The 21,052-nt window shown below is 72.9% G+C and carries 23 protein-coding genes and 2 tRNA genes; 11 read left to right on the top strand and 14 right to left on the bottom strand.

The genetic code is table 11. The annotated features are described in order from the left end of the window. Positions 1–146: 146 nt before the first annotated feature. Positions 147–220, bottom strand: a tRNA-Pro gene (locus tag ABZ783_RS21705). A 262-nt stretch (positions 221–482) separates the two neighbouring features. Here ABZ783_RS21705 and ABZ783_RS21700 point away from each other — a divergent pair. From ABZ783_RS21700 to ABZ783_RS21690, 3 genes are all read left to right on the top strand, one after another. Beyond that, a tRNA-Gly gene (locus tag ABZ783_RS21700) sits at positions 483–556 on the top strand. Between the two features lie 205 nt (positions 557–761). Continuing rightward, positions 762–902, top strand: a complete 141-nt coding sequence (locus tag ABZ783_RS21695; protein WP_357441060.1) for a helix-turn-helix transcriptional regulator — start codon at positions 762–764, stop codon at positions 900–902. After that, on the top strand, positions 880–1,530 hold the full coding sequence (locus ABZ783_RS21690) for a DUF5753 domain-containing protein (RefSeq protein WP_357441057.1): 651 nt from the start codon (positions 880–882) through the stop codon (positions 1,528–1,530). Before ABZ783_RS21695 ends, ABZ783_RS21690 begins: the two co-directional genes overlap by 23 nt. A gap of 107 nt (positions 1,531–1,637) precedes the next feature. Here ABZ783_RS21690 and ABZ783_RS21685 read toward each other — a convergent pair whose 3' ends face one another. Beyond that, positions 1,638–2,057, bottom strand: a complete 420-nt coding sequence (locus ABZ783_RS21685; protein ID WP_357441055.1) for a hypothetical protein — start codon at positions 2,055–2,057, stop codon at positions 1,638–1,640. A 382-nt stretch (positions 2,058–2,439) separates the two neighbouring features. Here ABZ783_RS21685 and ABZ783_RS21680 point away from each other — a divergent pair, with 382 nt between their 5' ends. Then, on the top strand, positions 2,440–2,901 hold the full coding sequence (locus ABZ783_RS21680) for a hypothetical protein (protein ID WP_357441052.1): 462 nt from the start codon (positions 2,440–2,442) through the stop codon (positions 2,899–2,901). Between the two features lie 411 nt (positions 2,902–3,312). Further along, complete coding sequence (locus ABZ783_RS21675) at positions 3,313–3,666, top strand: VOC family protein (RefSeq protein WP_357441049.1); 354 nt, start codon at positions 3,313–3,315, stop codon at positions 3,664–3,666. Positions 3,667–3,775: 109 nt separating this feature from the next. Here the strand turns inward: ABZ783_RS21675 and ABZ783_RS21670 are convergent, their stop codons facing one another. Then, positions 3,776–4,189 (bottom strand): hypothetical protein, encoded by a 414-nt coding sequence (locus ABZ783_RS21670; RefSeq protein ID WP_357441046.1) that lies wholly within the window; start codon positions 4,187–4,189, stop codon positions 3,776–3,778. A gap of 74 nt (positions 4,190–4,263) precedes the next feature. On the opposite strand from ABZ783_RS21670, the gene ABZ783_RS21665 reads away from it, so the two are divergent. Together ABZ783_RS21665 and ABZ783_RS21660 are read left to right on the top strand one after the other, a co-directional pair. Next, positions 4,264–4,467 (top strand): response regulator transcription factor, encoded by a 204-nt coding sequence (locus tag ABZ783_RS21665; protein ID WP_357441043.1) that lies wholly within the window; start codon positions 4,264–4,266, stop codon positions 4,465–4,467. Positions 4,468–4,609: 142 nt separating this feature from the next. After that, complete coding sequence (locus tag ABZ783_RS21660) at positions 4,610–7,573, top strand: Hsp70 family protein (protein ID WP_357441040.1); 2,964 nt, start codon at positions 4,610–4,612, stop codon at positions 7,571–7,573. Between the two features lie 161 nt (positions 7,574–7,734). Here the strand turns inward: ABZ783_RS21660 and ABZ783_RS21655 are convergent, their stop codons facing one another. Further along, on the bottom strand, positions 7,735–8,274 hold the full coding sequence (locus ABZ783_RS21655; RefSeq protein WP_357441037.1) for a hypothetical protein: 540 nt from the start codon (positions 8,272–8,274) through the stop codon (positions 7,735–7,737). A 99-nt stretch (positions 8,275–8,373) separates the two neighbouring features. Between ABZ783_RS21655 and ABZ783_RS21650 the strand changes: the two genes are divergently transcribed. Further along, entirely contained in the window at positions 8,374–9,594 is a 1,221-nt protein-coding gene (locus ABZ783_RS21650; protein WP_357441034.1) for a GNAT family N-acetyltransferase, read from the top strand. A gap of 151 nt (positions 9,595–9,745) precedes the next feature. Continuing rightward, positions 9,746–10,168, top strand: a complete 423-nt coding sequence (locus ABZ783_RS21645; RefSeq protein WP_357441031.1) for a hypothetical protein — start codon at positions 9,746–9,748, stop codon at positions 10,166–10,168. 3 nt (positions 10,169–10,171) lie between these two features. Here the strand turns inward: ABZ783_RS21645 and ABZ783_RS21640 are convergent, their stop codons facing one another. The 4 genes from ABZ783_RS21640 to ABZ783_RS21625 all read right to left on the bottom strand — a co-directional run bounded on the left by ABZ783_RS21640 (position 10,172) and on the right by ABZ783_RS21625 (position 13,189). Continuing rightward, positions 10,172–10,642 carry a ribose-5-phosphate isomerase gene (locus tag ABZ783_RS21640; RefSeq protein WP_357441028.1) on the bottom strand — a complete coding sequence of 157 codons (471 nt, stop codon included), beginning with the start codon at positions 10,640–10,642 and terminating at the stop codon, positions 10,172–10,174. Positions 10,643–10,714: 72 nt separating this feature from the next. After that, positions 10,715–11,914, bottom strand: a complete 1,200-nt coding sequence (locus ABZ783_RS21635) for a DUF1015 family protein (RefSeq protein WP_357441025.1) — start codon at positions 11,912–11,914, stop codon at positions 10,715–10,717. 100 nt (positions 11,915–12,014) lie between these two features. Continuing rightward, positions 12,015–12,401: a hypothetical protein gene (locus tag ABZ783_RS21630; RefSeq protein ID WP_357441023.1), complete on the bottom strand. Its 387-nt coding sequence runs from the start codon at positions 12,399–12,401 to the stop codon at positions 12,015–12,017. Between the two features lie 164 nt (positions 12,402–12,565). Then, entirely contained in the window at positions 12,566–13,189 is a 624-nt protein-coding gene (locus ABZ783_RS21625) for a disulfide bond formation protein DsbA (RefSeq protein WP_357441021.1), read from the bottom strand. Positions 13,190–13,412: 223 nt separating this feature from the next. Here ABZ783_RS21625 and pepN point away from each other — a divergent pair, with 223 nt between their 5' ends. Both pepN and ABZ783_RS21615 read left to right on the top strand, forming a co-directional pair. After that, positions 13,413–15,962, top strand: a complete 2,550-nt coding sequence (pepN, locus tag ABZ783_RS21620; RefSeq protein ID WP_357441019.1) for an aminopeptidase N — start codon at positions 13,413–13,415, stop codon at positions 15,960–15,962. Between the two features lie 84 nt (positions 15,963–16,046). Continuing rightward, positions 16,047–16,610, top strand: a complete 564-nt coding sequence (locus ABZ783_RS21615) for a Uma2 family endonuclease (protein ID WP_357441017.1) — start codon at positions 16,047–16,049, stop codon at positions 16,608–16,610. Between the two features lie 61 nt (positions 16,611–16,671). Here the strand turns inward: ABZ783_RS21615 and ABZ783_RS21610 are convergent, their stop codons facing one another. The 6 genes from ABZ783_RS21610 to ABZ783_RS21585 all read right to left on the bottom strand — a co-directional run bounded on the left by ABZ783_RS21610 (position 16,672) and on the right by ABZ783_RS21585 (position 20,967). Beyond that, the gene (locus ABZ783_RS21610) at positions 16,672–17,085 is read right to left on the bottom strand and encodes a DUF5130 family protein (RefSeq protein ID WP_357441014.1); all 414 of its coding nucleotides are present in this window, start codon (positions 17,083–17,085) and stop codon (positions 16,672–16,674) included. Next, the gene (locus tag ABZ783_RS21605; protein WP_073836601.1) at positions 17,072–17,356 is read right to left on the bottom strand and encodes a hypothetical protein; all 285 of its coding nucleotides are present in this window, start codon (positions 17,354–17,356) and stop codon (positions 17,072–17,074) included. The genes ABZ783_RS21610 and ABZ783_RS21605 overlap by 14 nt, the downstream gene beginning before the upstream one ends. 76 nt (positions 17,357–17,432) lie before the next feature. Beyond that, a complete protein-coding gene (locus ABZ783_RS21600) occupies positions 17,433–18,893 on the bottom strand; it encodes an amidase (RefSeq protein ID WP_357441012.1) in 1,461 nt (486 codons plus the stop codon). A 123-nt stretch (positions 18,894–19,016) separates the two neighbouring features. Continuing rightward, on the bottom strand, positions 19,017–20,018 hold the full coding sequence (locus tag ABZ783_RS21595) for an amidohydrolase family protein (RefSeq protein WP_357441010.1): 1,002 nt from the start codon (positions 20,016–20,018) through the stop codon (positions 19,017–19,019). Beyond that, positions 20,018–20,542: a 3-hydroxyanthranilate 3,4-dioxygenase gene (locus tag ABZ783_RS21590; RefSeq protein WP_357441007.1), complete on the bottom strand. Its 525-nt coding sequence runs from the start codon at positions 20,540–20,542 to the stop codon at positions 20,018–20,020. Before ABZ783_RS21590 ends, ABZ783_RS21595 begins: the two co-directional genes overlap by 1 nt. Continuing rightward, the gene (locus ABZ783_RS21585) at positions 20,539–20,967 is read right to left on the bottom strand and encodes a RidA family protein (RefSeq protein WP_357441004.1); all 429 of its coding nucleotides are present in this window, start codon (positions 20,965–20,967) and stop codon (positions 20,539–20,541) included. Before ABZ783_RS21585 ends, ABZ783_RS21590 begins: the two co-directional genes overlap by 4 nt. Positions 20,968–21,052: the final 85 nt, after the last annotated feature.

Genomic DNA, 21,052 nt, shown 5'->3' with positions numbered 1-21,052 from the left:
AGGCGTACTCCTTGACGGATCTCAGTTGAGTCTGGGCGTGATTACGCGCATCGAGTGTAGGCGAGCCGGCCTGCTGCATCGGCAGCGCCCGGGGTGCCGCGCGGAAAAATCGGCGGTTCCCGGACGACCGGGCCGCGAACGGACAGTCGGGGTGGCGGGATTTGAACCCACGGCCCCTCGCTCCCAAAGCGAGTGCGCTACCAAGCTGCGCCACACCCCGTGGCGACGAGAAGTGTATGCCGTCCGCGCCCCCCGGACCCGCACCGGGGCCGCGCCAGGCCCCCGCGCCGGGCGACGCGCCGGGTTCGCGGGGAGGCAGCAGCTTCGGGGAAAGAGTGGTCTCTCGGGGCGGCGAGGGGCCGCTTTCGGGGAAGTAGTGAGGACCTTGAAGCCGAGCGACCAGCGACGCGCGGTACGGGGCTGCGCGTCCGGTTCGGGGATTCGGTAGGCTGTCGGGCGCGCCCCGCCGCAGCGGGGTGCATGCGGGCGTAGCTCAATGGCAGAGCTTCAGTCTTCCAAACTGACGGTGCGGGTTCGATTCCCGTCGCCCGCTCCAACGGCCTCCGGCCCAGGTCAGAGGCTGCATCCCCAGATCCTGGCCGGTCGGCCACTCCCCCCTCTGGTCTTGTGGGCCATCCGTGGGCCATTAGCTGCTCTGGCCGCCCTTGCGTCGGGCCTGCCGGGCGATCCGCCGGTCCATGGCCGAGGCGATTTCGCGGTCCCGCTCGCTGGTTGCGTGCTGGTAAATCAACGCCGCGCGCATGCTCGCGTGCCCCATTCGCTGGGCGAACGGTTGGGCACCGTCGAAGGTCTCCCGACTGGAGAACGGCCGCCAGATGCCGGCCCCCGCCGACCTGTACGCGTGGGCACGCGCCTGCGGTGCCGACGACACCGCCCGCTGAGGACCTGTTGCGGATGCTCGGCGAGGTCCAGGCCGCGCACCGCAGCTGGCGCCGCCAAATGCGCCAAGGCCAGGCCGCTGTCCAGGACAGCTACAACCAGCTTGTCGCCGAGTCGCCCCTCATTCGGCACTTCGAGACCGTGTGGGTACCCGGGCTGCTCCAGACCGCCGACTACGCCCGCCGCGCCCTGACCGAGATGGTCGAGCTGCACAACCTCGACATCGCAGACGTGGACACCGCCGTCGCCACCCGGATGCAGCGCCAGCAGTTCCTCTACGACACCACCAAGCGGTTCGAATTCCTACTCGCCGAGCCTGTGCTGCGGTGGCTGCTCGTTTCGCCCGAGGTCATGCGCGGCCAGCTCGACCGGCTGCAAACCGTCGTCGGCGTACCGAACATCCGGTTCGGCATCCTGCCGCTCGGCGTCCCGCTCGCCACCACCCCGCAGAACTCCTTCCAGATGTACGACGATGTCGCCATCGTAGAGACCTTCGTCGGCGAGACCACCTACCGCGACGACGAAGCAGCCACCTACACCAGGGCCATCGAACGACTCTGGGAGGAAGCCGTTACCGGCGAAGACGCCCGCCGACTGATCGTCCGGGCCGCCCAGGACCTCCAAAACTAGGCACGTCCGCTGTGCGGCCACTGCGCCGGGCCACGCCGTTTAGTCCCGACCTAGCAGGCGACCTCGCGGCAACCAGCCGGCCGGACAAGCAGTAAGCGGGTGGCTGCCTACCAGCTTGCCGTCCAGGTGTACCAGCTTCCCTCGATCTGTTCGAACTGTGGTGCCTCCCAGGCACTGTTTCCAAGGTCATCGTTCGGACCAGCAGGGAAGTAACCCCACCCGGAATCGTCGAAGCCAGGGTTCTCGCCGTAGAAGATGTAGCCGCCCGTCACACCGTACGACCCGAGAATGCGACACGAGCCGATCTTGCTAGGTGCGTCGACCGGGTCGTACGCCTCTGAGTCAGTCGGCGGTGCCGGTAGCTTCGCCACCACCTGGTCGAATGCCGCGCGGTCAAAGGAGCACCCTGAGCGGATGACCTGCTGCAGTCCGACGACGAGCGGCAGTCCGACGACGAGCACGGCCGGTACAACCACGGCGACCACCGCCGTAACCCCGATGATCCACCGCCAGCGCACGACTCGCATTCGCAGAGTCTGCCAGGCGTCCATGGAGAACCTGAAGGACAGGCGGTGACGGCGTACCACTGTCGAATTGACCTCTTAAGGATCAAGGCGGCCCGCAAGCGGGCCGCGCCGGCCCGGCCCCGGCCTGCTGGCGACCTCCGGCCGGCATCGGCCGGGCCGGCCGGCCACACTGGCGGACTGCAAGACCTTGAAGACCTCGGGGCGCTGCCCCGAACCCCGGCCCTCCTCAGAGATCGGCCGGGGCGGATCACCTCGCCGGGCACCACAAGGGCTACCAGCCCGACGAGGAGATCCGCTGGCTCTAGCTCGACGGCATGCCATCCAAGAGCGGCGAGCCGTGGCCCACCTGCAGGTGGACGACGCAACCCGTAACATCCGCCCGATGGCTCGAACGAACGACGAGGACCGCGGATCACCATTTCCAAAGCTGGGCGTAGGCATCGCTGACACGTTTCGGGTGGAGTTCACGCCGACTAGCCGCGACAAGAGGTTCGGCGTGTTCCAGCTCTACATCGAGGGCATCCCGATCGGAGACGCCAGCACAACTGCGCTGTACCCGCACATTGCGAACCTTTCCCGCCTGTGCGCCATCGCCGAACATCGCAGCGAGCGGAAGCGGAGCCGGTTGCATCTTGGGGACACCTTCGACCACCTGGACATGTACGTGGAGATGAGCCAGGTTGACGTGCTGTTCACCTTTACCACTCGACCTGAGTGTGGTGGGCCGCCACCGTGGGCACCGCCGGTTGGTAGGAAGATGCGGCTGAGCGTCGCTCGGTCAGAGTTCATCAGCACCTGGCGCCAGGCCGAACCGCAGTTCCGGCATCTGTTGGCATCGCAGTAGCGGCCGGGGCTCGCTTGCACCCGGACCGTCGCGGGCCATCCATGGGCCAGTAGCCGGGGCGCATAGCGGTCACGAGCGGTTACGAAACGCACCCGAATCTGAGGGCCACCCGCAGGCGTTTCGGGCATCACGACCAGTTGATCGCGCTCTTCCAGACTGACGGTGCGGTTCGATTCCCGTCGCCCGCTCCACGCATGAAGGCCCAGGTGGACCGCACAACCGCGGCACTGGGCCTTCCACATCTTCCCCAGCTTTGATCTTGCGCGGCATTCAGTGCCACATCCGGGCTCGGGGCGGCACCGGGCCTTGTGGCCCAGCCGCAGCCCGGGTGGCCCGTGCTTCCGGCAGCGCCAGCCGCAAACGACGGGGCACTCCTGGTTGACGAGGCTGCCGTGCGGCAGCATGGCCGTCATGGCCATAAAGCGCACAATGCCCGACCTGGCAACCGAGGACATCGCGGCGGCCACCGCCTTCTACGTCGAGGTACTTGGCTTCGAGGTCGTCATGGACATGGGCTGGATCGTCACCCTGAGCGATCGCGCCAACCCGGGAGCTCAGCTGAGCCTCATGACCCACGACGCCACCGCACCGGTCATCCCCGACGTGTCTGTGGAGGTCGATGATGTCGATGCCGCGCATCAGGCCGCCCGGAACGCCGGCGCTGAGATCGTGCACCCGCTCACCGACGAACCATGGGGAGTCCGACGCTTCTTCATGCGTGACCCCAACGGCAGGGTCATCAACGTCCTCACCCACAAGAGCTGACGACCCGTGAGTGATGCCTGTTCGCCGACGTCCGGAGCGGAGCCTCGGCAGGCTCCGGTCGTCGGGCCGACCCGTCACGCGCCGGGCCGACCCGACGACAGGTCCACGCTCAATCCTGGGAGCCGGCCAGCTGCGGCCGCAGCGCCAGGATCAGGCCGAGCATCGTGTAGCCGATGAGCAGGTGGCCCGCGCCGACCCAGTCGGCGATGGGCGAGCCGAAGATCCCGAAAGCCGGCACCGTCACCAGCGCCCAACTCTCCGCGACCGCCGGCCAGACACGGGCGGCGCCTCGCCAGCGAGCGGCGAAGGCGATCTTGATGCCGATGATCGCCATGCCGAGCATCGAGAGCGGCCAGAACACATCCAGGATCGCCACCGGGGCACTGTCCCGCCAGGCCGGCACGGCACCGTGCAGGATGCTCCACAAGGTGGCCAGGGTCAGCAGCACGAACTCCACTCGAAGCAGGCCGCGGGCAGCGCGGGAGGTGCCCGTGGCCGAGGTACGCAGCTGGGTGTGCACCAACGCGAACAGGCCGAGCTGAATCGCTGGCCCGCCGGATCGCCGAGTTCTTCACCGCCGGCGCGACCCCCGCGCAGGTGCCGTTTCCGCAGCTCACGGCGCGCGAGCGGGAGATCCTGGAGCTGCTGGCCGCCGGGCGTTCCAACGCGCAGATCGCCGCCGCGCTGTACCTGTCCCCCAAGACGGTACGCAACAACGTCTCGAACGTGTTCGCAAAGCTGCAGGTGGCCGACCGCCCCGAGGCGATCGTCCGGGCCCGGGAGGCCGGCCTCGGCAGTTGAGCGGCCCGGTACGGCGTACCGGCTGCCCACCGTGATCGGCCAGGACCCGGTTCGACCGTCCCGACCGGCGGATGAGCCGGGCGGCGGGGGCTGCGTACGATGCGGGGCCGGACATCCCCGCGTCGGGTGGAGGTAGCCACGGATGTCAGGCCAGCAGGACGGGTTCGCCCTCGGCGTCGACCTCGGCACCTCGAACACGGTGGCGGTGCTGCGCTGGCCGGACGGGCGGAGCCGCCCGTTGCTCGTGGACGGACACCCGATCCTCCCCTCCGGCGTCTACGTCGACTCCGGCGGACGGTTCCACGTGGGACGGGACGCGCAACGGCTGGCCCAGGCCGACCCGGCCGGGTACGAGCCGAACCCCAAGCGCCGGGTGGACGAGGAGACGGTCGAGCTGGGCGGGCGGGCGTACCGGCCGGCGGAGCTGCTGGCGGCGACGTTGCGGACGGTGGCGGACGCCGCCGTGGCCGCGGTGGGTTTCCTCCCGCCCGCGGTGGTCACCCACCCGGCGGCCTGGGCGGCGCCCCGCCGGCAGGTGCTGCACGACGCGCTCGCGCTGGCCGGCTGGCCACCGGCCGCCGAGCACACCCTGGCCGGTCCGATCACGCCCGGCACCCGCCTGCTGCGCGAGCCGGTGGCCGCCGCCCGCTACTACGCCCAGGTGCTGCGACGGCCGGTGCCGGTCGGGGGAGCCGTCGCGGTGTTCGACTTCGGCGGCGGCACCCTCGACGTGGCGGTGCTGCGTAACGAGGGCGCCGACCCCTGGGGCGACTCGGGATTCGCCCTGGTCGCCAGCGGCGGCGTCGCCGACCTCGGCGGTCTGGACCTGGACGGCGCCCTGGTCGGCCGGCTCGGCGAGTTGGTCGGCGCGGTGCACCCGGCCGCGTGGGCGCGCCTGACCAGCGCGACGACCACCGCGGAGTGGCGGGACCGGCATCAGCTCTGGGACCACGTGCGTGGCGCGAAGGAGATGCTCTCCCGGGCCATGGTCGCGCCGGTGGCCGTACCCGGGGTGGAGGCGGCCGCCCAACTGACCCGGGAGGACCTGGAACTGCTCGCCACTCCCCTGCTGGCCCGGGCGGTGGCCGAGACCCGGGACGTGATCGCCGCCGCGGGGCTGGTTCCCGGGCAGCTCGCCGGCCTCTTCCTGGTCGGCGGGTCGTCCCGGGTGCCGCTGGTGGCCCGGATGCTGCACGCCGACCTGGGGGTCGCCCCGACCGTCCTGGAACAGCCCGAGCTGCCGGTCGCCGAGGGCGCGCTGACGGACCTTCCGTTGCCCCGCCGGGCCGCAGCCGGGGCGCCACCGGCGGTGCCCGCCGGCCCGCACGGTGCGCTGCCCCAGAGCGCTCCGGTTCCGGCCGGGCCCGCACCCGCCGGCCCGCCCGGCACCCGACCGGAGAGCGCACCAACGGTCCCCACCGTGCCCGCGCCCGCCGGGCCGCCCGACACGCTGCCCCAGAGCACGCCGCCGGCCGCCGGACCGCACGGCACGCTGCCGGAGGGCGCGGCGCCCGGGGGCGCGCTCCCGGCGACCACGGTGCCGGTCCCCGCCCCGCACGGCACCCTGGTCGACGACGCGCCGACGCTGCCCGGGTACGCGGGCGCCCTGGCTCCGTCCGGGTACGCCGGTGCCGGGCAACCCCCGGCCGTCCCCGGTCAGGGCGGTTTCCCTCCCGGCGGCCGGGGGCTGCCGGGGACACCCGGCGGGGAGCCGCCGGTCTCGCCGGCGCCGGGGGTCGGGGCGGCCCGGCCGGGACGGGGCCGGCGGGCTCTCTGGATCGCGGTCGGTGCCGGCCTCGTGGTGGTCGGCGTGGTGGCCGCGGCGGTGCTGTGGGCGTTTCGGGACCCCTACCCGGCGCTGGAGTTCCACACCCCGAAGTTGATCGCCCGGCCCGCGGCGGGCAGCGAGCGACCGGCCGCGATGTTCACCTCGGTGCTGGCCGACCGGGCCTACCTGGCGTATCCGGGCGCGGACAACCGGCTGGAGGTGGTGGCGGTCGACGCGGCCACCGGCGACGAGCGGTGGCGCAAGCCGACCCCGGTGGCGGCGGACCGTTGGCAGGCCGTGCAGGCGCTGCCCGGCGCGGTCGCCGTGCTCGCCGACGCCTCCGGTGCCAGCACCCCCCGCGACCTGGTGGTGCTCGACGCCGGCTCGGGCAACCAGCGCTGGCGGTTGACCATCCGGGGCGACGACGCCCTGTACTTCACGAAGGAGACGGCGGTCTGGCTGGACCGGACCGGTGGCCGGCTGGTCGGGCTGCGGCTCGACAACGGCCAGGAGAAGTGGAAGCACGACAACCCGCGCAACGAATACGGCGACGCCCGCACCGCAGTGGTGCCGGTCGGCACGGGCGAGGCGCTCGGCGGGCCCGCGTACCTCGACGGATCGCCGCGGGCGCCGTGGCTCGGGGACGCGACCCGGCTCGTCCAGGTGGGGGCGGACCGGTCGGTGCGGGTGGTCGACATGGACAGCGGGGAGATGCGCAACCGGGGCAACGTCGCCGACGTCGACGACCTGGTGGCGGCGCGCGACGACCGGCTGTACGTCATCGAGGACACCCGCGGCTACCGGCTGCTCGCCTACGACCTGGGCAGCCTCGGCGAGCCGGTGGTGCTCTACACCGCCCCGGACGAGCGGCGCCGGGCGAAGGCGCTGGTCACCTGCGGCGAGCACCGGGCCTGCCTGCTGGAGGTGCCGGACTCCGGCGCGGAAGGGACGGAAGTGGTGACGGTCACCGAGGGGAAGAGCACCCGCCACTGGTCGGCCCCGGAGGCCGACGGACTGGTACCGCTCGGCGAGCACCTGCTCGTCCGGCGCGACTCCCCGCAGGACGCGGTCACCCTCTTCGACCCGGAGGGCACGGCGGTGCTGCAGGACCGGGACGGGGTGGCCGGGCGGATCGACGCCGGGAACGTGCTGCTCTTCGCGAAGACGCCGAGCAGCGTGGCGGACGACCGCAGCGTGGCCGGGATGTCGGTGAGCGCCGCCGACCCGGTCGAGATGGGGCTGCTCAAGGGGGTGCGCAGCGAGTCCTGCTCGTGGAACGCCGAGGTGCTCGCCTGCGGTGCCGAGGAGGACTTCGTGCTGTACCGGTTCGCGGACTGACCCGCCCGGACGGACGGCTCAGCCCACCGGGCGACGGATGAACCGGGCAAAGCGGGGTAAGGCGACCACGTCCTGGTGGAGTGACGACCGGCGTCGCGGCATCCCGCGACCGGGCCTGCGGGCGGGCGGCGGAACGCCGACCCGCCCGCGGTCACGGCGGATCAGTTGCCGCTGACCCAGTTCCAGGCGGCCACCACCCACTCGGTCTGCTGCAGGTAGGCGACCCCGACACCGGCCAGGAAGATCGCCGTCACCAGGTGGGCTCCGCGTGCGCTGCGGCGTACCCGGCCCAGCTGCCGCTCCCAGACCACCCGGCCGAGCAGGCGGGCGAGCGCGAAGAGGCCGACGGCCGTGAGCAGGCTGAGCACGAAGGTGAGCAGCGGGGCACCGAGATCGCCCCGGCCGGAGATCGCCCAGATCCCCCAGCAGACGAAGGCGAACAGGGCGCCGGCCGCGCTCCACTCGCCGCCCCGGCGCAGCTGGGCCAGATGCCAGCTCAGGGGGCGGCGCGGGGCGGAGTCACCGGACCAGCCCGCCGTCGGGTCGACGGTGGAGAACTGCTCGGTCCGCGGCCTGCTCGGCTGCCCCACCGCGGCCACCCCGCGTCGGAACGCGTCCCGCTGCGGTGGCACCACCCCGACACCGGGCTGCGGCGGCACCTCCACGGTGCGCTCGGCCCACGGCTGTGTCTGGTCCGCCATCTCGTGTCCTCCCCCTCGACCGACGCCGGCCACGGTTCCGAGGGTAGCGAGCCGGCAAATCGGTCGCCGACCCCGAAGGTGATGGGTTAGACAGTTCCGATGATCGACGCTGTGGTGCCCCGGGCCGAGGACTTCGATGAGATCGCTGGGCTGCTGGCCCTCGCCTTCCATGGCGGCGTGGACCCCGAGCTGCGGGAAATCGAGCGGCCCATCTTCGAGCCGGAGCGCGCCCTGCTGGTCCGCGACGGCGGCGCCGCCGTGGCGCACGCCGGCGCGTTCAGCCGCGAGCTGACCGTGCCGGGCGCGACCGTGCCGGCGGCGCACGTGACGATGGTCTCGGTCGCCCCGACCCACCGCCGCCGGGGCCTGCTCACCGGGCTGATGCGCCGGCAGCTCCGCGAGATCCGCGACGCCGGCCGCGAGCCGGTCGCGGTGCTCTGGGCCAGCGAGGGTCGCATCTATCCCCGCTTCGGCTACGGCCTGGCCGCGCAGCGGTACACGCTGAGCTGCGACACCAGCGAACTGCGGCTGCCGGAACCGGCGTCCGTCGCGGGCACGCTCCGCCTGGACCGGCCGGCCGCGCACCAGGCCGAGCTGGCCCGGCTGTACGAGCGGGTCCGCGTCGACCGCCCCGGCTGGTCGCGGCGGGACGAGCGCTGGTGGGCGTACGTGCTCGCCGACGTGACGGGCCTGCGGGGCGGCGCCACCGAGCGTCGGGTGCTGCTGCACGAGGGGCGCGACGGCCTGGACGGGTACGCGCTGTACCGGACGAAGGAGGAGTGGGACCGGACCGGCCCGCGCGGCGAGGTCCGGGTCGACGAGGTGGTGGCCGGGAACCCGGCGGCGTACCAGGCGCTGTGGCGGCTACTGCTGTCGATCGACCTGACCCGGCGCCTGTCGTTCGACCGGGCCGCCGTGGACGAGCCGCTGCTGTGGCTGGTGAACGAGCCTCGGCAGCTCGGCGCCCACGTCTCCGACGCCCTGTGGCTACGCGTCGTGGACGTCCCGGCCGCGCTGGCCGCCCGCCGGTACGCCGTCGACGTGGACGTGGTGTTCGAGGTGACCGACGACCTGCTGCCGGAGAACACCGGCCGCTGGCGGCTGGTCGGCGGTCCGACCGGGGCCCAGTGCGCGGCGAGCGACGCACCCGCCCGGCTCGGCTGCGACGTCCGCGTCCTCGGCGAGCTGTACCTGGGCGGGTCCGGGCTCGGGGCGCTCGCCGCCGCCGGCCGGGTCCGCGAACTGGTGCCGGGCACCGTGGCCGAGGTGGCCCCGGCCTTCGGCTGGCACCGTGCCCCGGCCCCGATGGAGGTCTTCTGAGTCTCCGCCGCTGAGCCCGCCGCCCACGTCGATCATGAGGTTGGCCGCGCGATTCGCCCGGTGGTTTCGCCACCGCCAACTCCATGATCGCCGGCTCGGGCTTGCCGGGCGTGGGCGGGCGCGATCAGCGGTGGGACGGTACGGTCGGGTGATGGGTGATGCGGAGCGGCGACGCCGCCGGTTGCGGCACCACGGCGAGGCCGGGGCGCCGGACGGCGAAGGCGCCGCCGGGCGGGCCGGCAGGCATGAGCCCGCCGGCACCTTCGCAGACGGGCCGACCGCCACCACGGCCGCGGTGCACGACGACGGCTCCAGGTCGCGGCGTGCCGCCAGACCCGCCGAGCTGGATTTGGCGGAGCCGCGGGGGCGCCGCGGCGGCCCCGCCGAGGAGGGTGAGCGGGGGTTGCGCGGCCTGGTCGGCTCGGGCTCCTCGCAGGTGAGCGTGACCGCCGCGCTGCGGGCGCGGGACGCCGCCCGGCCGACCGACGCGGACCTGGCCGAGGCGGAGGCCCGCGTCGTGATCGTCCGGCGCAACTGGGTGCCCCGCGAGGAACTCCCCCGCGCGAACCGCTAGCCGTCAGGCGGGCAGGTCGGGCAGTTCGCGGGTCTGCTCGTACGCGGCCACCTGGGTGATCCGGCGGGCGTGCCGCGGGTTGCCCGAGAACGGCGTGGTCAGGAACGCCTCGACCAGGGCGGTCGCCTCGTCCAGGGTGTGCTGGCGGGCCCCGACGGCGATGATGTTGGCGTCGTTGTGCTCCCGCGCCAGCTGGGCGGTGTCGATGCTCCAGGCGAGGGCGGCCCGGACGCCGGCGATCTTGTTGGCGGCGATCTGCTCGCCGTTGCCGGAGCCACCGATGACCACCCCGAGGCTGCCCGGGTCGTTGACCACCCGGTCGCCGGTGTGCAGGCAGAACGCGGGGTAGTCGTCGTCCGGGTCGTAGCCGTGCGGGCCCACGTCGACGACCTCGTACCCCTGCTTGGCCAGGTGGTTGGCCAGGTGCCCCTTCAGCTCGAAGCCGGCGTGATCGGATCCCAGGTAGACGCGCATACCGCGCAGTCTGTCAGGCCGGCCTCCGTGCCGCCGCGCGGGCGGCGGCACGGAGGCGAATTCGTCACAGCATCAGCGCGGCAGCTCGGCCACGACCAGGCCGGCGCGCGCCTTCGGGGTGAACCAGGTGCTCTTGCGCGGCATCTTCTCCCGGGCCAGGTTCACCGCGACGAAGTCGTCCACGGTCACCGGGGCGATCAGGACGGCCAGCTCGGCCCGGCCGGCGTCCACCTCGCCGGTGAGCCAGCTCGCCGGGTAGTCGCCGCCCACGTAGGTGATCCGCTTGTCGCCCGGGTCGAGGCCGAGCGCGTCGCGCAGCAGCAGCCGTTCGACCAGCGCGTGGTCCAGGTTCTCCAGCCGGCCGCCCCCGACCTGCGGCAGGCTGACCGCGTACCCCTGGCCGGCGAGATAGAGGCGGACGGTGCCGCCGGCCGCCGGGACCTCGACCGGGCCGTCGATCGGGCTGACCTCGGCGCCGGCGGCGCGCAGCCGGTCGAGCAGTTCCGCCGGGGTGCTGGTCAGCTCGCTGACCAGCCGGTTATAGGGCTGGATGGCGACCGAGGCGGGCGTGGTGATCACCGAGAGGAAGCGGGTCAGGCCACCGGTCTGCGCGGCCAGGCTGCGGTGGTTGCCGTCCGCGACCACCAGTTCCCCGCCGCCGGCGAGGGCGGTCAGCTCGTCCTGCTCGGGGCCGGGGCCGACCAGCCAGATGGCGTGCGTCCGCCCGGCCTGGTCGACGTCGGTCGCGGCGGGCGCGCCCGCCGACTCGGTCGCCGCCGCGAGCGCGGCGTGCAGCTCGTCACCCCGCCCGGTCTGCAGCAGGAGTACGGGCGAGAGCAGGTGGCCCAGTGCCTCGGCCAGGGCCACCCGCTCCCGCACCTTGGCGATGAAGACGTCCTCGTTGCGGATCACCAGACCGGGCTCGTCGGCCCGGGTGGAGATCTGGTCGGTGTCGACCATGGCGAACAGCCCGTACGCGGGCTCCTCGCCGGGTGCGCTGATCCGGTAGAGCACCACGACCTGCTCGGCCGGGGTGTAGCTGCCGTCCGCCTTGGCCTCGGCGAGGCGGGCCACCGCGTCGGGGAGCGCGTCGAGGAAGGGCTTCCCGACGCTGTCCGGTGCCCGGTGGGGCATCTCGATGCCGAGAGCACTGTGCGGATTCGCCTCGACGATGGCGGTGATCTCCGCGTCGTCGGCGAACTCGTCGTAGTTCTGCGCGCCGGTGCCGCCAGTGGTGATCCAGGCCCGGGCGATCGGATGCACGACCGTCATGCCCGCTGACGCTACCCGCGCCACCCACCGCGCCGTGCCGGACCCTCGCCGCTTCCATCAGGTGAAAGGAGTGGCGCAGGCGGCCCCTTCTTGACAGCCGTCAGGCGGTGCGGTCGGCGCCGGCGCTGCGGTGCCGGCCGGGGGCCGGCCGACGGCCCGGTGCCGGGGTGGCCGGCCGGGACGCGGCGGAGGAGGCGAGGCGTACCGTCGTCGCGCCCGGCGCGGGCCGGCCGGCCGCCGCGCCGGACCGGACCGGGCGGGCGGGCCCGGGCGGCAGGGCGGCGTCGGCGGGCGGGGTCATCCGGGAGGTGGCCACCACCCGGGCGACGCCGACCACGATCGGCGGGGCCAGCAGGTCCACCATCTCGGGCGGCAGGGTCGGCCGGACGGCCGGCCAGTCGCCTTCGGCCACGGACCAGTACGTCGCACCGGAGTCCTCGGTCGCCGGCACCGGCGCGTCGTCGGACAGGTGGCGGTGCTTAGCCATGGAACGCCTCCAGGAGCTGCCGGGGTGCGGCCCCGCGGGCCGCCGGCTGGGACACCTGATGAAACGAACCCCGCGCCGCCGGGGTGACGCCGGCGCCGCGGGGTCGCGCGCTGTCCGGAAGGGGCCCCGCTCCGCCGAAGCGTCGACCGGAGGCCCGTCCACACTCAGTCGAAGATCGGGCCGAGCTGCCGGGTCCGCTTGAGCTCGTAGAAGCCGGGAGTGCCGGCGACCAGCAGCACGCCGTCCCAGAGCCGGCCGGCCGCCTCGCCCTTCGGGGCCGGGGTGATCACCGGGCCGAAGAAGGCGACCTGACCGCCGTCCGGGCCGGGGGCGTGGATCACCGGGGTGCCGACCTCGGTGCCGACCGGCCGCATGCCCGCCTCGTGGCTGGCCCGCAGCGCCTCATCGTACGCGGTCGTCTCGGCGGCGTCGGCGAGCGCCGGGTCCAGCCCGACGTCGGTCAGCGCGCCGACCAGCATCTCCCGGCCGAGCGGCTCCTTGCCGAGGTGGATCCGGGTGCCCATGGCCGTGTAGAGCTTCGCCAGCGTCTCCCCGCCGTGGGCCTGCTCGACGGCGATGCAGACCCGCACCGGGCCCCAGCCCTGCTTCATCAGGTCCTGGTACTGCTCGGGCAGGTCCCGGCCCTCGTTGAGCACGGAGAGGCTCATCACGTGGAACTGGATGTCCACCTCCCGGACCTGCTCGACCTCCAGCAGCCAGCGGGAGGTGATCCAGGCCCACGGGCACAGCGGGTCGAACCACATGTCCACGGCGGCACGTTCGGTCACGGTGATATCCCTTCACGACTTCGCACGCCGGAACTCCGGCGCCCTCCCCCGATCCTCACCCCGGGCGGCATCGACCGGTGCCGGAATGAGAGCGTGACCTCGGCCACCGAAGGGTGTCATTGCATGGAAGACTCGGTGCGGACCGGCCGTCACGAGCGGGCCGGCGAGGCCGGTGCCGCGGGCCGCGGCGACAACAGTGGGATGGAGACGAACAGTGCCGGGAGTGCGTAACCTGACCCAGGTCGAGGCCACCGAGCGGGCCCGCCTGCTCGACGTGACCGGGTACGACATCAGCCTTGACCTGTCCACCGCCGTGCAGGCCGCCACCGGCCGCACGTTCCGCTCGGTGACGGAGGTCCGGTTCCGCTGCGCCGAGCCGGGGGCGAGCACGTTCATCGAGGTGGCCGCCGACTCGGTCCGGTCCGCCACGCTCAACGGCGCGCCGGTGGACACCTCCGGATGGGCGGCGGAGAAGGGCCTCACCCTGGCCGGCCTGGCGGCGGAGAACGTCCTCGTGGTGGACGCGGACTTCGCGTACTCGAACAGCGGCCAGGGTTTGCACCGCACGGTCGACCCGGTCGACGGCGAGACCTACCTCTACAGCCAGTTCGAGACGGCGGACGCGCAGAAGGTGTACGCCTGCTTCGACCAGCCCGACCTGAAGAGCGTCTACACCTGGCACGCCACCGTGCCGGACCACTGGCGGGTGGTGTCCAACATGCCCGTGGAGCGGGAGGAGCCGGCCGGGGAGGCGCTCAAGACCGTCCACTTCGTCGAGTCGGCGCGGATGAGCACCTACATCACCGCGCTCTGTGCCGGCCCCTACCACGAGGTGCGCGACAGCCACGACGGCATCGACCTGGGCGTCTTCTGCCGGGCCTCGATGGCGCAGTACCTGGACTCGGACGACCTGTTCCTGATCACCAAGCAGGGCTTCGACTTCTTCCACGAGAAGTTCGGCGTGCGGTACCCGCTGGCCAAGTACGACCAGCTCTGGGTGCCGGACTTCAACGCCGGCGCGATGGAGAACTTCGGCTGCGTCACGCACGCCGAGTCGCACTACATCTTCCGCTCGCAGGTCACCGACTTCGAGTACGAGCAGCGCGCCAACACGATCCTGCACGAGCTGGCCCACATGTGGTTCGGCGACCTGGTCACCATGCGCTGGTGGAACGACCTGTGGTTGAACGAGTCGTTCGCCGAGTGGGCCAGCCACTGGTGCAACACCCACGCCACCCGGTTCCAGGACGCCTGGACGACCTTCCTGTCGATCCGCAAGAACTGGGGTTACCGGCAGGACCAGCTCTCCTCCACCCACCCGGTCTACTGTGAGATGCCGGACCTGGAGGCGGTCGAGGTCAACTTCGACGGCATCACGTACGCCAAGGGCGCCAGCGTGCTCAAGCAGCTCGTCGCGTACGTCGGTGAGGAGCCGTTCCTGGCCGGCCTGCGGGCCTACTTCGGCAAGCACGCCTGGGGCAACGCCACCTTCGACGACCTGCTCGCCGAGCTGGAGGCCGCCTCCGGCCGGGAGCTGCGCAAGTTCGCCGCCCAGTGGCTGGAGACCGCGCAGGTCAACACGCTGCGCCCGGAGCTCACCATCGGCGCCGACGGCAGCTACGAGCGGGTGCTGGTCCGCCAGGAGGCGCCGGCCGGGCACCCGACGCTGCGTACCCACCGGATCGGCGTGGGCCTCTACGACCTGGCCGACGGGCGGCTGGTCCGCCGGGAGCGGATCGAGGTGGACGTGACCGGCGAGACGACGGAGCTGTCCGCGCTGCACGGCACGCCCGCCGCCGACGTGCTGCTGCTCAACGACGACGACCTCACCTACACCAAGCTGCGGCTGGACGAGCGGTCCATGGCGAACGTGGTGCAGCACATCGCCGGCTTCGATTCGTCGCTGGCGCGGGCGCTGTGCTGGACGGCCGCCTGGGACATGGTCCGGGACGCCGAGCTGTCCGCCCGGGACTACGTCGCGCTGGTGCTGGCCGGCCTGCCCGCCGAGAGCGACATCAACCTGGTCACCGCCACCCTGCGGCAGGCCACCACCGCGCTCACCTTCTACGCCGACCCGGCGTGGGCGCCGACCGGCTGGGCCGAGGTGGCCCGTACCGCCCGCGCGGCGCTGGCCGCGGCCGAGCCGGGCAGCGGGTTCCAGCTCGCCTGGGCCCGGGCGTACACCTCCGCGGCCCGCTCCGCCGAGGACCTGGCGGCGCTGCGCGGCTGGCTGGACGGCGTCGAGGTGCCGGCCGGGCTGTCGGTGGACACCGAGCTGCGCTGGGGGGTGCTCCAGTCGCTGGTGGCCAACGGTGCGGCCGGGGCCGCCGAGGTGGAGGCCGAGCTGGCCCGGGACCGCACCGCCAGCGGCGAGCGGGAGGCCGCGTACGCGCACGCCCTGGTGCCGACCGCGGAGAACAAGGCGGCGGTGTGGGCGGCGCTCACCGGCCCGGAGGCGCTGCCGAACTGGCGCAACCGGGCGCTGCTGCAGGGCTTCACGCACCCGGCGCAGGTCGACCTCGTGGCGCCGTACCGGGAGAAGTACTTCGCCACGGTGGACCAGGTCTGGGGCAGCCGGGACAGCGAGCCGGCGCAGGAGTTCGCCCAGCTCGCCTACCCGGCCTACCTGGTGGAGGACGACACGGTGGCGGCGACCGACGGGTGGCTGGCGGGCGACGGGCATCCGGCTCCGCTGCGCCGGCTGGTCGCCGAGGGCCGCGACGGCGTGGTCCGCGCCCTGAAGGCCCGGGCCAAGGACGCCCGGAGCGCCTGACGCGCGGAGTACCTGGCCGGGGCCGACGTGGGCGACCGCTCATGCCGGCCCCGGCCGTTATGGTTACGGATGGAGGTGGACGTGATGGCACAACCGACCTACGAGTGGCGCCCACCCGAGCGTGGCTGGCGGGAGCAGGACCTCTTCGACCTGCCAGAAGACGGGAACCGCTACGAGATCATCGACGGAAGCCTGCACGTCACCCCACCGCCCGGATACGGACACCAGTTGCTGGCGGACGAGATCCGGTCAGCGATTCAGGCGGCGGCACCGACCGGCTGGTGGGTCATCCGGGAGGCCGGGCTGCGAGCACCGGGGGCCAACCTGATACCGGACATCACGGTGCTGAGGCCGAGCCCCCCCCCGGACGGCATGTGGACGCAGGCTGAGGACGTGGCACTCGTCGTCGAGGTCGAGTCGCCGAACAGCCGACGGCAAGACCGGTTGACCAAGCCCGCGCCCTACGCGGAGGCGGGCATCCCGGCCTACTGGCGCGTGGAGCGCGGCGACTTCGGACCGATCGTCTACCGGTACACGCTCGTCAAGGGCGTCCACTACAACCTGGTGGGCACGGTCGGGCCGGACGACCCAATCGAGGTGACCGAGCCGTGGCCGATGCGGCTCGACCCGTCCGTCTGGCCCCGTTGACAGCCCGACGAAAAGCCCGGCCCGCAGACTCGCGGGCCGGGCTTCGTCGTAAGGGGAAGGCTCAGCCCTTGCCGGCGTGGCTGGCGAGCTGGTCGAGGCCCTGGATGATGCCGCCGGCCAGGTCGCCGCCGCCGAAGGACGCCACCATGGAGAGCGCGGCCAGCTTGGCGTACGTGTCCGGGATGCGCTTGCGGGCGTACCGGCCGGTGACGATCTCCAGCTGCCGCTGGTTGGGCGACACGGCGATCAGCACCGACTTGTCCGGCTCGGCGAGCTGCCGGTGCAGCCGCTCGGCGTGCTCCCGGATCGGCTCGTCCAGGTGGCCCACATAGACCGAGAAGACCAGCCCGGTGCCCTGGTCGGCCAGGCGGAGCGCCTCGTCGATGCGGAGCAGCTGACGGGTCGAGAAGGGCCCGTCCAGCACCTGGGGCGGGTTGCCCGTCCCGGTCGCGGCCGACATCTCACCAACGGTCACTTGCGCCTCCGGTACCCGCGGCCGGCGCCTCGCGGCCGGCCAGTTCCTGCTTGCGGCTGCTCAGCGCCGGCGCCTGCGCCCCGGCGGCCAGTGCCGTGCCGGCCGAGTCGGCCAGCTGCTCCGGACGGCCCAGGAACCAGACCGGAGTGAAGTCGAAGGGCCGGCCCGGCCGGTAGCGCTTGGCGCCGCCACCGCCGCCACGGCCACCGACGAACGCCAGTCCGGCGATCACCAGCACCGCGGCCGCCGGGATGCCAGCGAAGACCAGCAACGTCTCGGTAACAGACAATCCCAACGCCCCCAGGCGGAAAGAGAGACCAGGAATTTCCGGGTCGGGTGGACGATCATTACGACGGGTCCCCGACCCCGCTTGTGATGTTCACGTTAGCGGAGCCGACCGCCCGCCAGATTGCGGGGTGCTGATCCCACCCGCCACAGCCGTGCTCCAACTGCGCGGCCGTGCCGATCAATGTGGCGTCCGCGCCGTACCGGCCGGTGAGCAGCACCCCGACCGGCAGGCCGTCACCGGTCCGGCCGAGCGGCAGGGAAACGGACGGATCGCCGGTCACGTTGAAGATGGCGCAGTACGGCGAAAATCGGCGCTGCCGGTCGAAATCCTCGGCCGGATCGAGGGCGGCGAACGCGCCCACCGGCGCCTGCGGCGCCGCCAGGGTCGGGCAGAGCAGCAGGTCGCAGCCGGCGGTCCGGCGGACGCCGAGGCGTACCTGGGCCTGCAGTTCGCCGAGCGCGGCCAGCAGCGGACCGGCGCCGACGGCCGCGCCCCGGGAGCGGAGGAACCGGGTCAGCGGCAGCAGCTCGCTCTCCCGCTCCGGCGGCACCGGGGAGAGCGCAAGCACGTACCAGAGGGTCTCGAAGAGCGGCCACGCCGCCGGGCCGAGCGGTGCGGGCACCTCGACCACCTCGTGGCCGGCCGCGGTGAGCAGCGCGGCGGCCCGGTCGACGGCGGCCACGCAGTCGGGGTGGACGGGCTCGTCGGCGAGCATCGGCGTGGTGAAGCGGCCGATCCGCAGCCGCCCGGGCGCCGCGTCGCGGGCGACGCGCAGGTAACCGCCGGCGGGCGCGGCCGGCGGCAGGTACGGCTCGCCGGGCACCGGTTGGCCCATGACGTCGAGCAGCGCGGCCACGTCGGGGACGGTCCGTCCGAGCGGGCCGTTCACCGGCAGCCCGAACCCGCCGAACCCGAGCGGGCCGCCGGAGACCAAGCCCCGGCTCGGCTTGTATCCGACCAGACCGCAGAGCGACGCCGGGATGCGCAGCGAGCCGCCGCCGTCGGACCCCTGGGCCACCGGCACCAGCCCGGCCGCCACCGCGGCCGCCGCGCCGCCACTGGACCCGCCCGCGGTGTACGCGAGGCGCCACGGGTTCCGCGCCGGTGGCGCCACCAACCCTTCCGAGTAGAGCGAGCAGCCCAGCTCGGAGGTGGTGGTCTTACCGAGGCTGACCAGCCCGGCGGCGGTCATGAACCGAACCACGTCGGCGTCGACCGGCGGCACGAGGTCGGCGAAGGCGGCCGAACCGAAGGTGGTCCGTACCCCGGCGGTCAGCGTGAGGTCCTTGATCGCGGTCGGTACGCCGTGCAGCGGCCCGCGCCGGTCCACCGGCACCGCGTCGGCGGCCCGGGCCGCCTCCCGGGCCCGCTCGGGGGTGACGGTGACGAACGCGCCCACGGTGTCACCGAGCGCCTCGACCCGGTGCAGGTGGTGCTCGACCAGCTCCACGCTGGACAGCTCACCCCGGCGGATCGCGGCGGCCTGCTCCAGCGCGGTCAGCTCGTGCGGCTCGGCCATACCGACATCCTGCCTGGTGGCCACGCCCCTCGCACTCATCACCCGCCGCGTGCCTGCGCGCCACGGCCGGCATCGGGATGTGTTGAGACGCCGGGTGGTGTCGCAGCCGAGGCCCGGCCGCCGTCAGCCGTGCAGGAAGCGCAGGGCGTTGCGGGAGAAGAGCTTGTCGCGCTGGTCGGCGGTGAGGAAGTCTGCCTTCCGGACCACCTGACCGACCGGCCGCTCCCCCAGCGGATACGGGTAGTCGCTGCCCACCAGCACCCGGTCCTCCCCCATGGTGTCGACCAGCAGCCGCAGCGCGGCCGGGTCGAAGACCACCGAGTCGACGCAGAACCGGTCGACGTAGGAGCTCGGCGGGGCGGTGGAGGCGCCGCGTACCAGGTCGCCCCGGCGGTGCCAGGCGTTGTCGGCGCGGCCCAGCCAGAACGGGAAGCTGCCGCCGCCGTGCGCGAAGCAGATCCGCAGCGTCTCCGGCACCCGGTCGAAGACCCCGCCGAGGATGAGCGCCAGCACCGAGAGGTGCGTCTCGGCCGGCATCCCGGTCAGCCAGCGGGCCATCCAGCGGTCCAGCCGCGGGCCGCCCGGCATGTCCCAGGGGTGCACGAAGACCGGGGCGCCCACCTGCGCGCAGTGGGTCAGGAACTGCACGATGCCGGCGTCGTCGAGGTCGCGGTCGCCCACGTGGTTGCCGATCTCCACGCCGACGTGACCGGCCGCCAGGCAGCGGTCCAACTCCGCACAGGCCAGGTCCGGGTCCTGCAACGGCACCTGGCAGAACGGCACCAGCCGGTCGCCCCCGGCAGCGGTCACCGCCAAGGTGAGGTCGTTGAAGATCCGGGCCACCCGGACGGCCTGCTCGGCCGGGCGGTCGTAGCTGAAGAAGACCGGGGTGGGCGAGACCACCTGCACGTCGACGCCGTCGGCGGCCATGTCGGCCAGCCGGGTCGCCGCGTCCCAGCACTCCGCGCCGACCGGCCGGAACTCCGTCTCGCCGACCATGATCATGGCGGCGCGCTCGGAGTCCACCCGCAGCCAGGGCCAACCGGACCCGCCGCACGCCGCGGCGAGGTCCGGCCACCCCTTGGGTACGACGTGCGTGTGCACGTCCACGACACGTCCCGGCATCAGCCCTTGCCCGGGTGCAGCGCGCCGCAGTTGGTGCAGGTACGGGCCTTCTCGTCGGCGTAGAACGCCGAGAAGACCGGGGGCAGGTCGGCCGCGATGTCGCGGACCTGGAGTTCCACCTCGTGCACCTTGTGGCTGCATTCGGGGCAGTACCACTGGAACTTCTCCAGCGTGCCCTCCTCGCGGACCCGCTCGATCACCATGCCGATCGAGCCGGCCTCGGGCCGCTGCGGCGAGTGCGGGGTGTTGCGCGGCAGCATCCACATCTGACCCTCGCGGACGTGCACCGTACGCGGGCCCTCGGGGAGCATCAGGTTGACGTGCATGTTGCCCTTGACCTGATAGAAGAACTCCTCGTACGGGTCGACGTGGAAGTCGGTCCGCTGGTTGGGGCCGCCCACCACCATGACGATAAAGTCATCGCTGCCCGGCAGCATCTCCTTGTTGCCCACCGGCGGCTTGAGCAGGTGCTGGTTCTCCCCGATCCAGCCCTGGAAGCTGAACGGCTCGGCGATCTCACTCACGACTGACCTCCCGACGGAAGTAGGGCCACGGCCTGCATCTCGATCAGCAGGTGCGGATGCGGCAGCTGGTGCACCGCCACCGTGGTCCGGGTCGGCCCGGTGGCGTCGAAGAACTCCGCCCACACCTGGTTGTATCCACCGAAATCATTCATGTTGGCCAGGTAGCTGGTGACCTGGACCAGGTCGGACAGGTCGGCGCCGACCGACCGCAGCAGATCCCGGATGTTCTCGATCACGGCCCGCGTCTGCACCCGGATGTCCAGGTTGGTCGTGCCGAACTCGTCCACCGACACGCCCGCGAAGGTGTTGTCCGGCCGCCGGGACGACGTACCCGAGACGAACACGAACCCGCCCGCCACCTTGACGTGCGGGAACGCGCCCCGTGGCACGGCCTTCCCGGCCACCACCCGCGCCTCGCCACTCACGACAGACCACCTGTCGGCACCGACCCGCGGACGCCGGCCCCGACGGGGTGCCGGGCAGCCCGGCCGGCGGAGGGATCAAGCCTGA

The organism is Micromonospora sp. NPDC047738 (genome assembly GCF_040642675.1).
Taxonomy (GTDB): domain Bacteria; phylum Actinomycetota; class Actinomycetes; order Mycobacteriales; family Micromonosporaceae; genus Micromonospora.
This window is presented reverse-complemented; position numbering and strand designations above follow the sequence as displayed.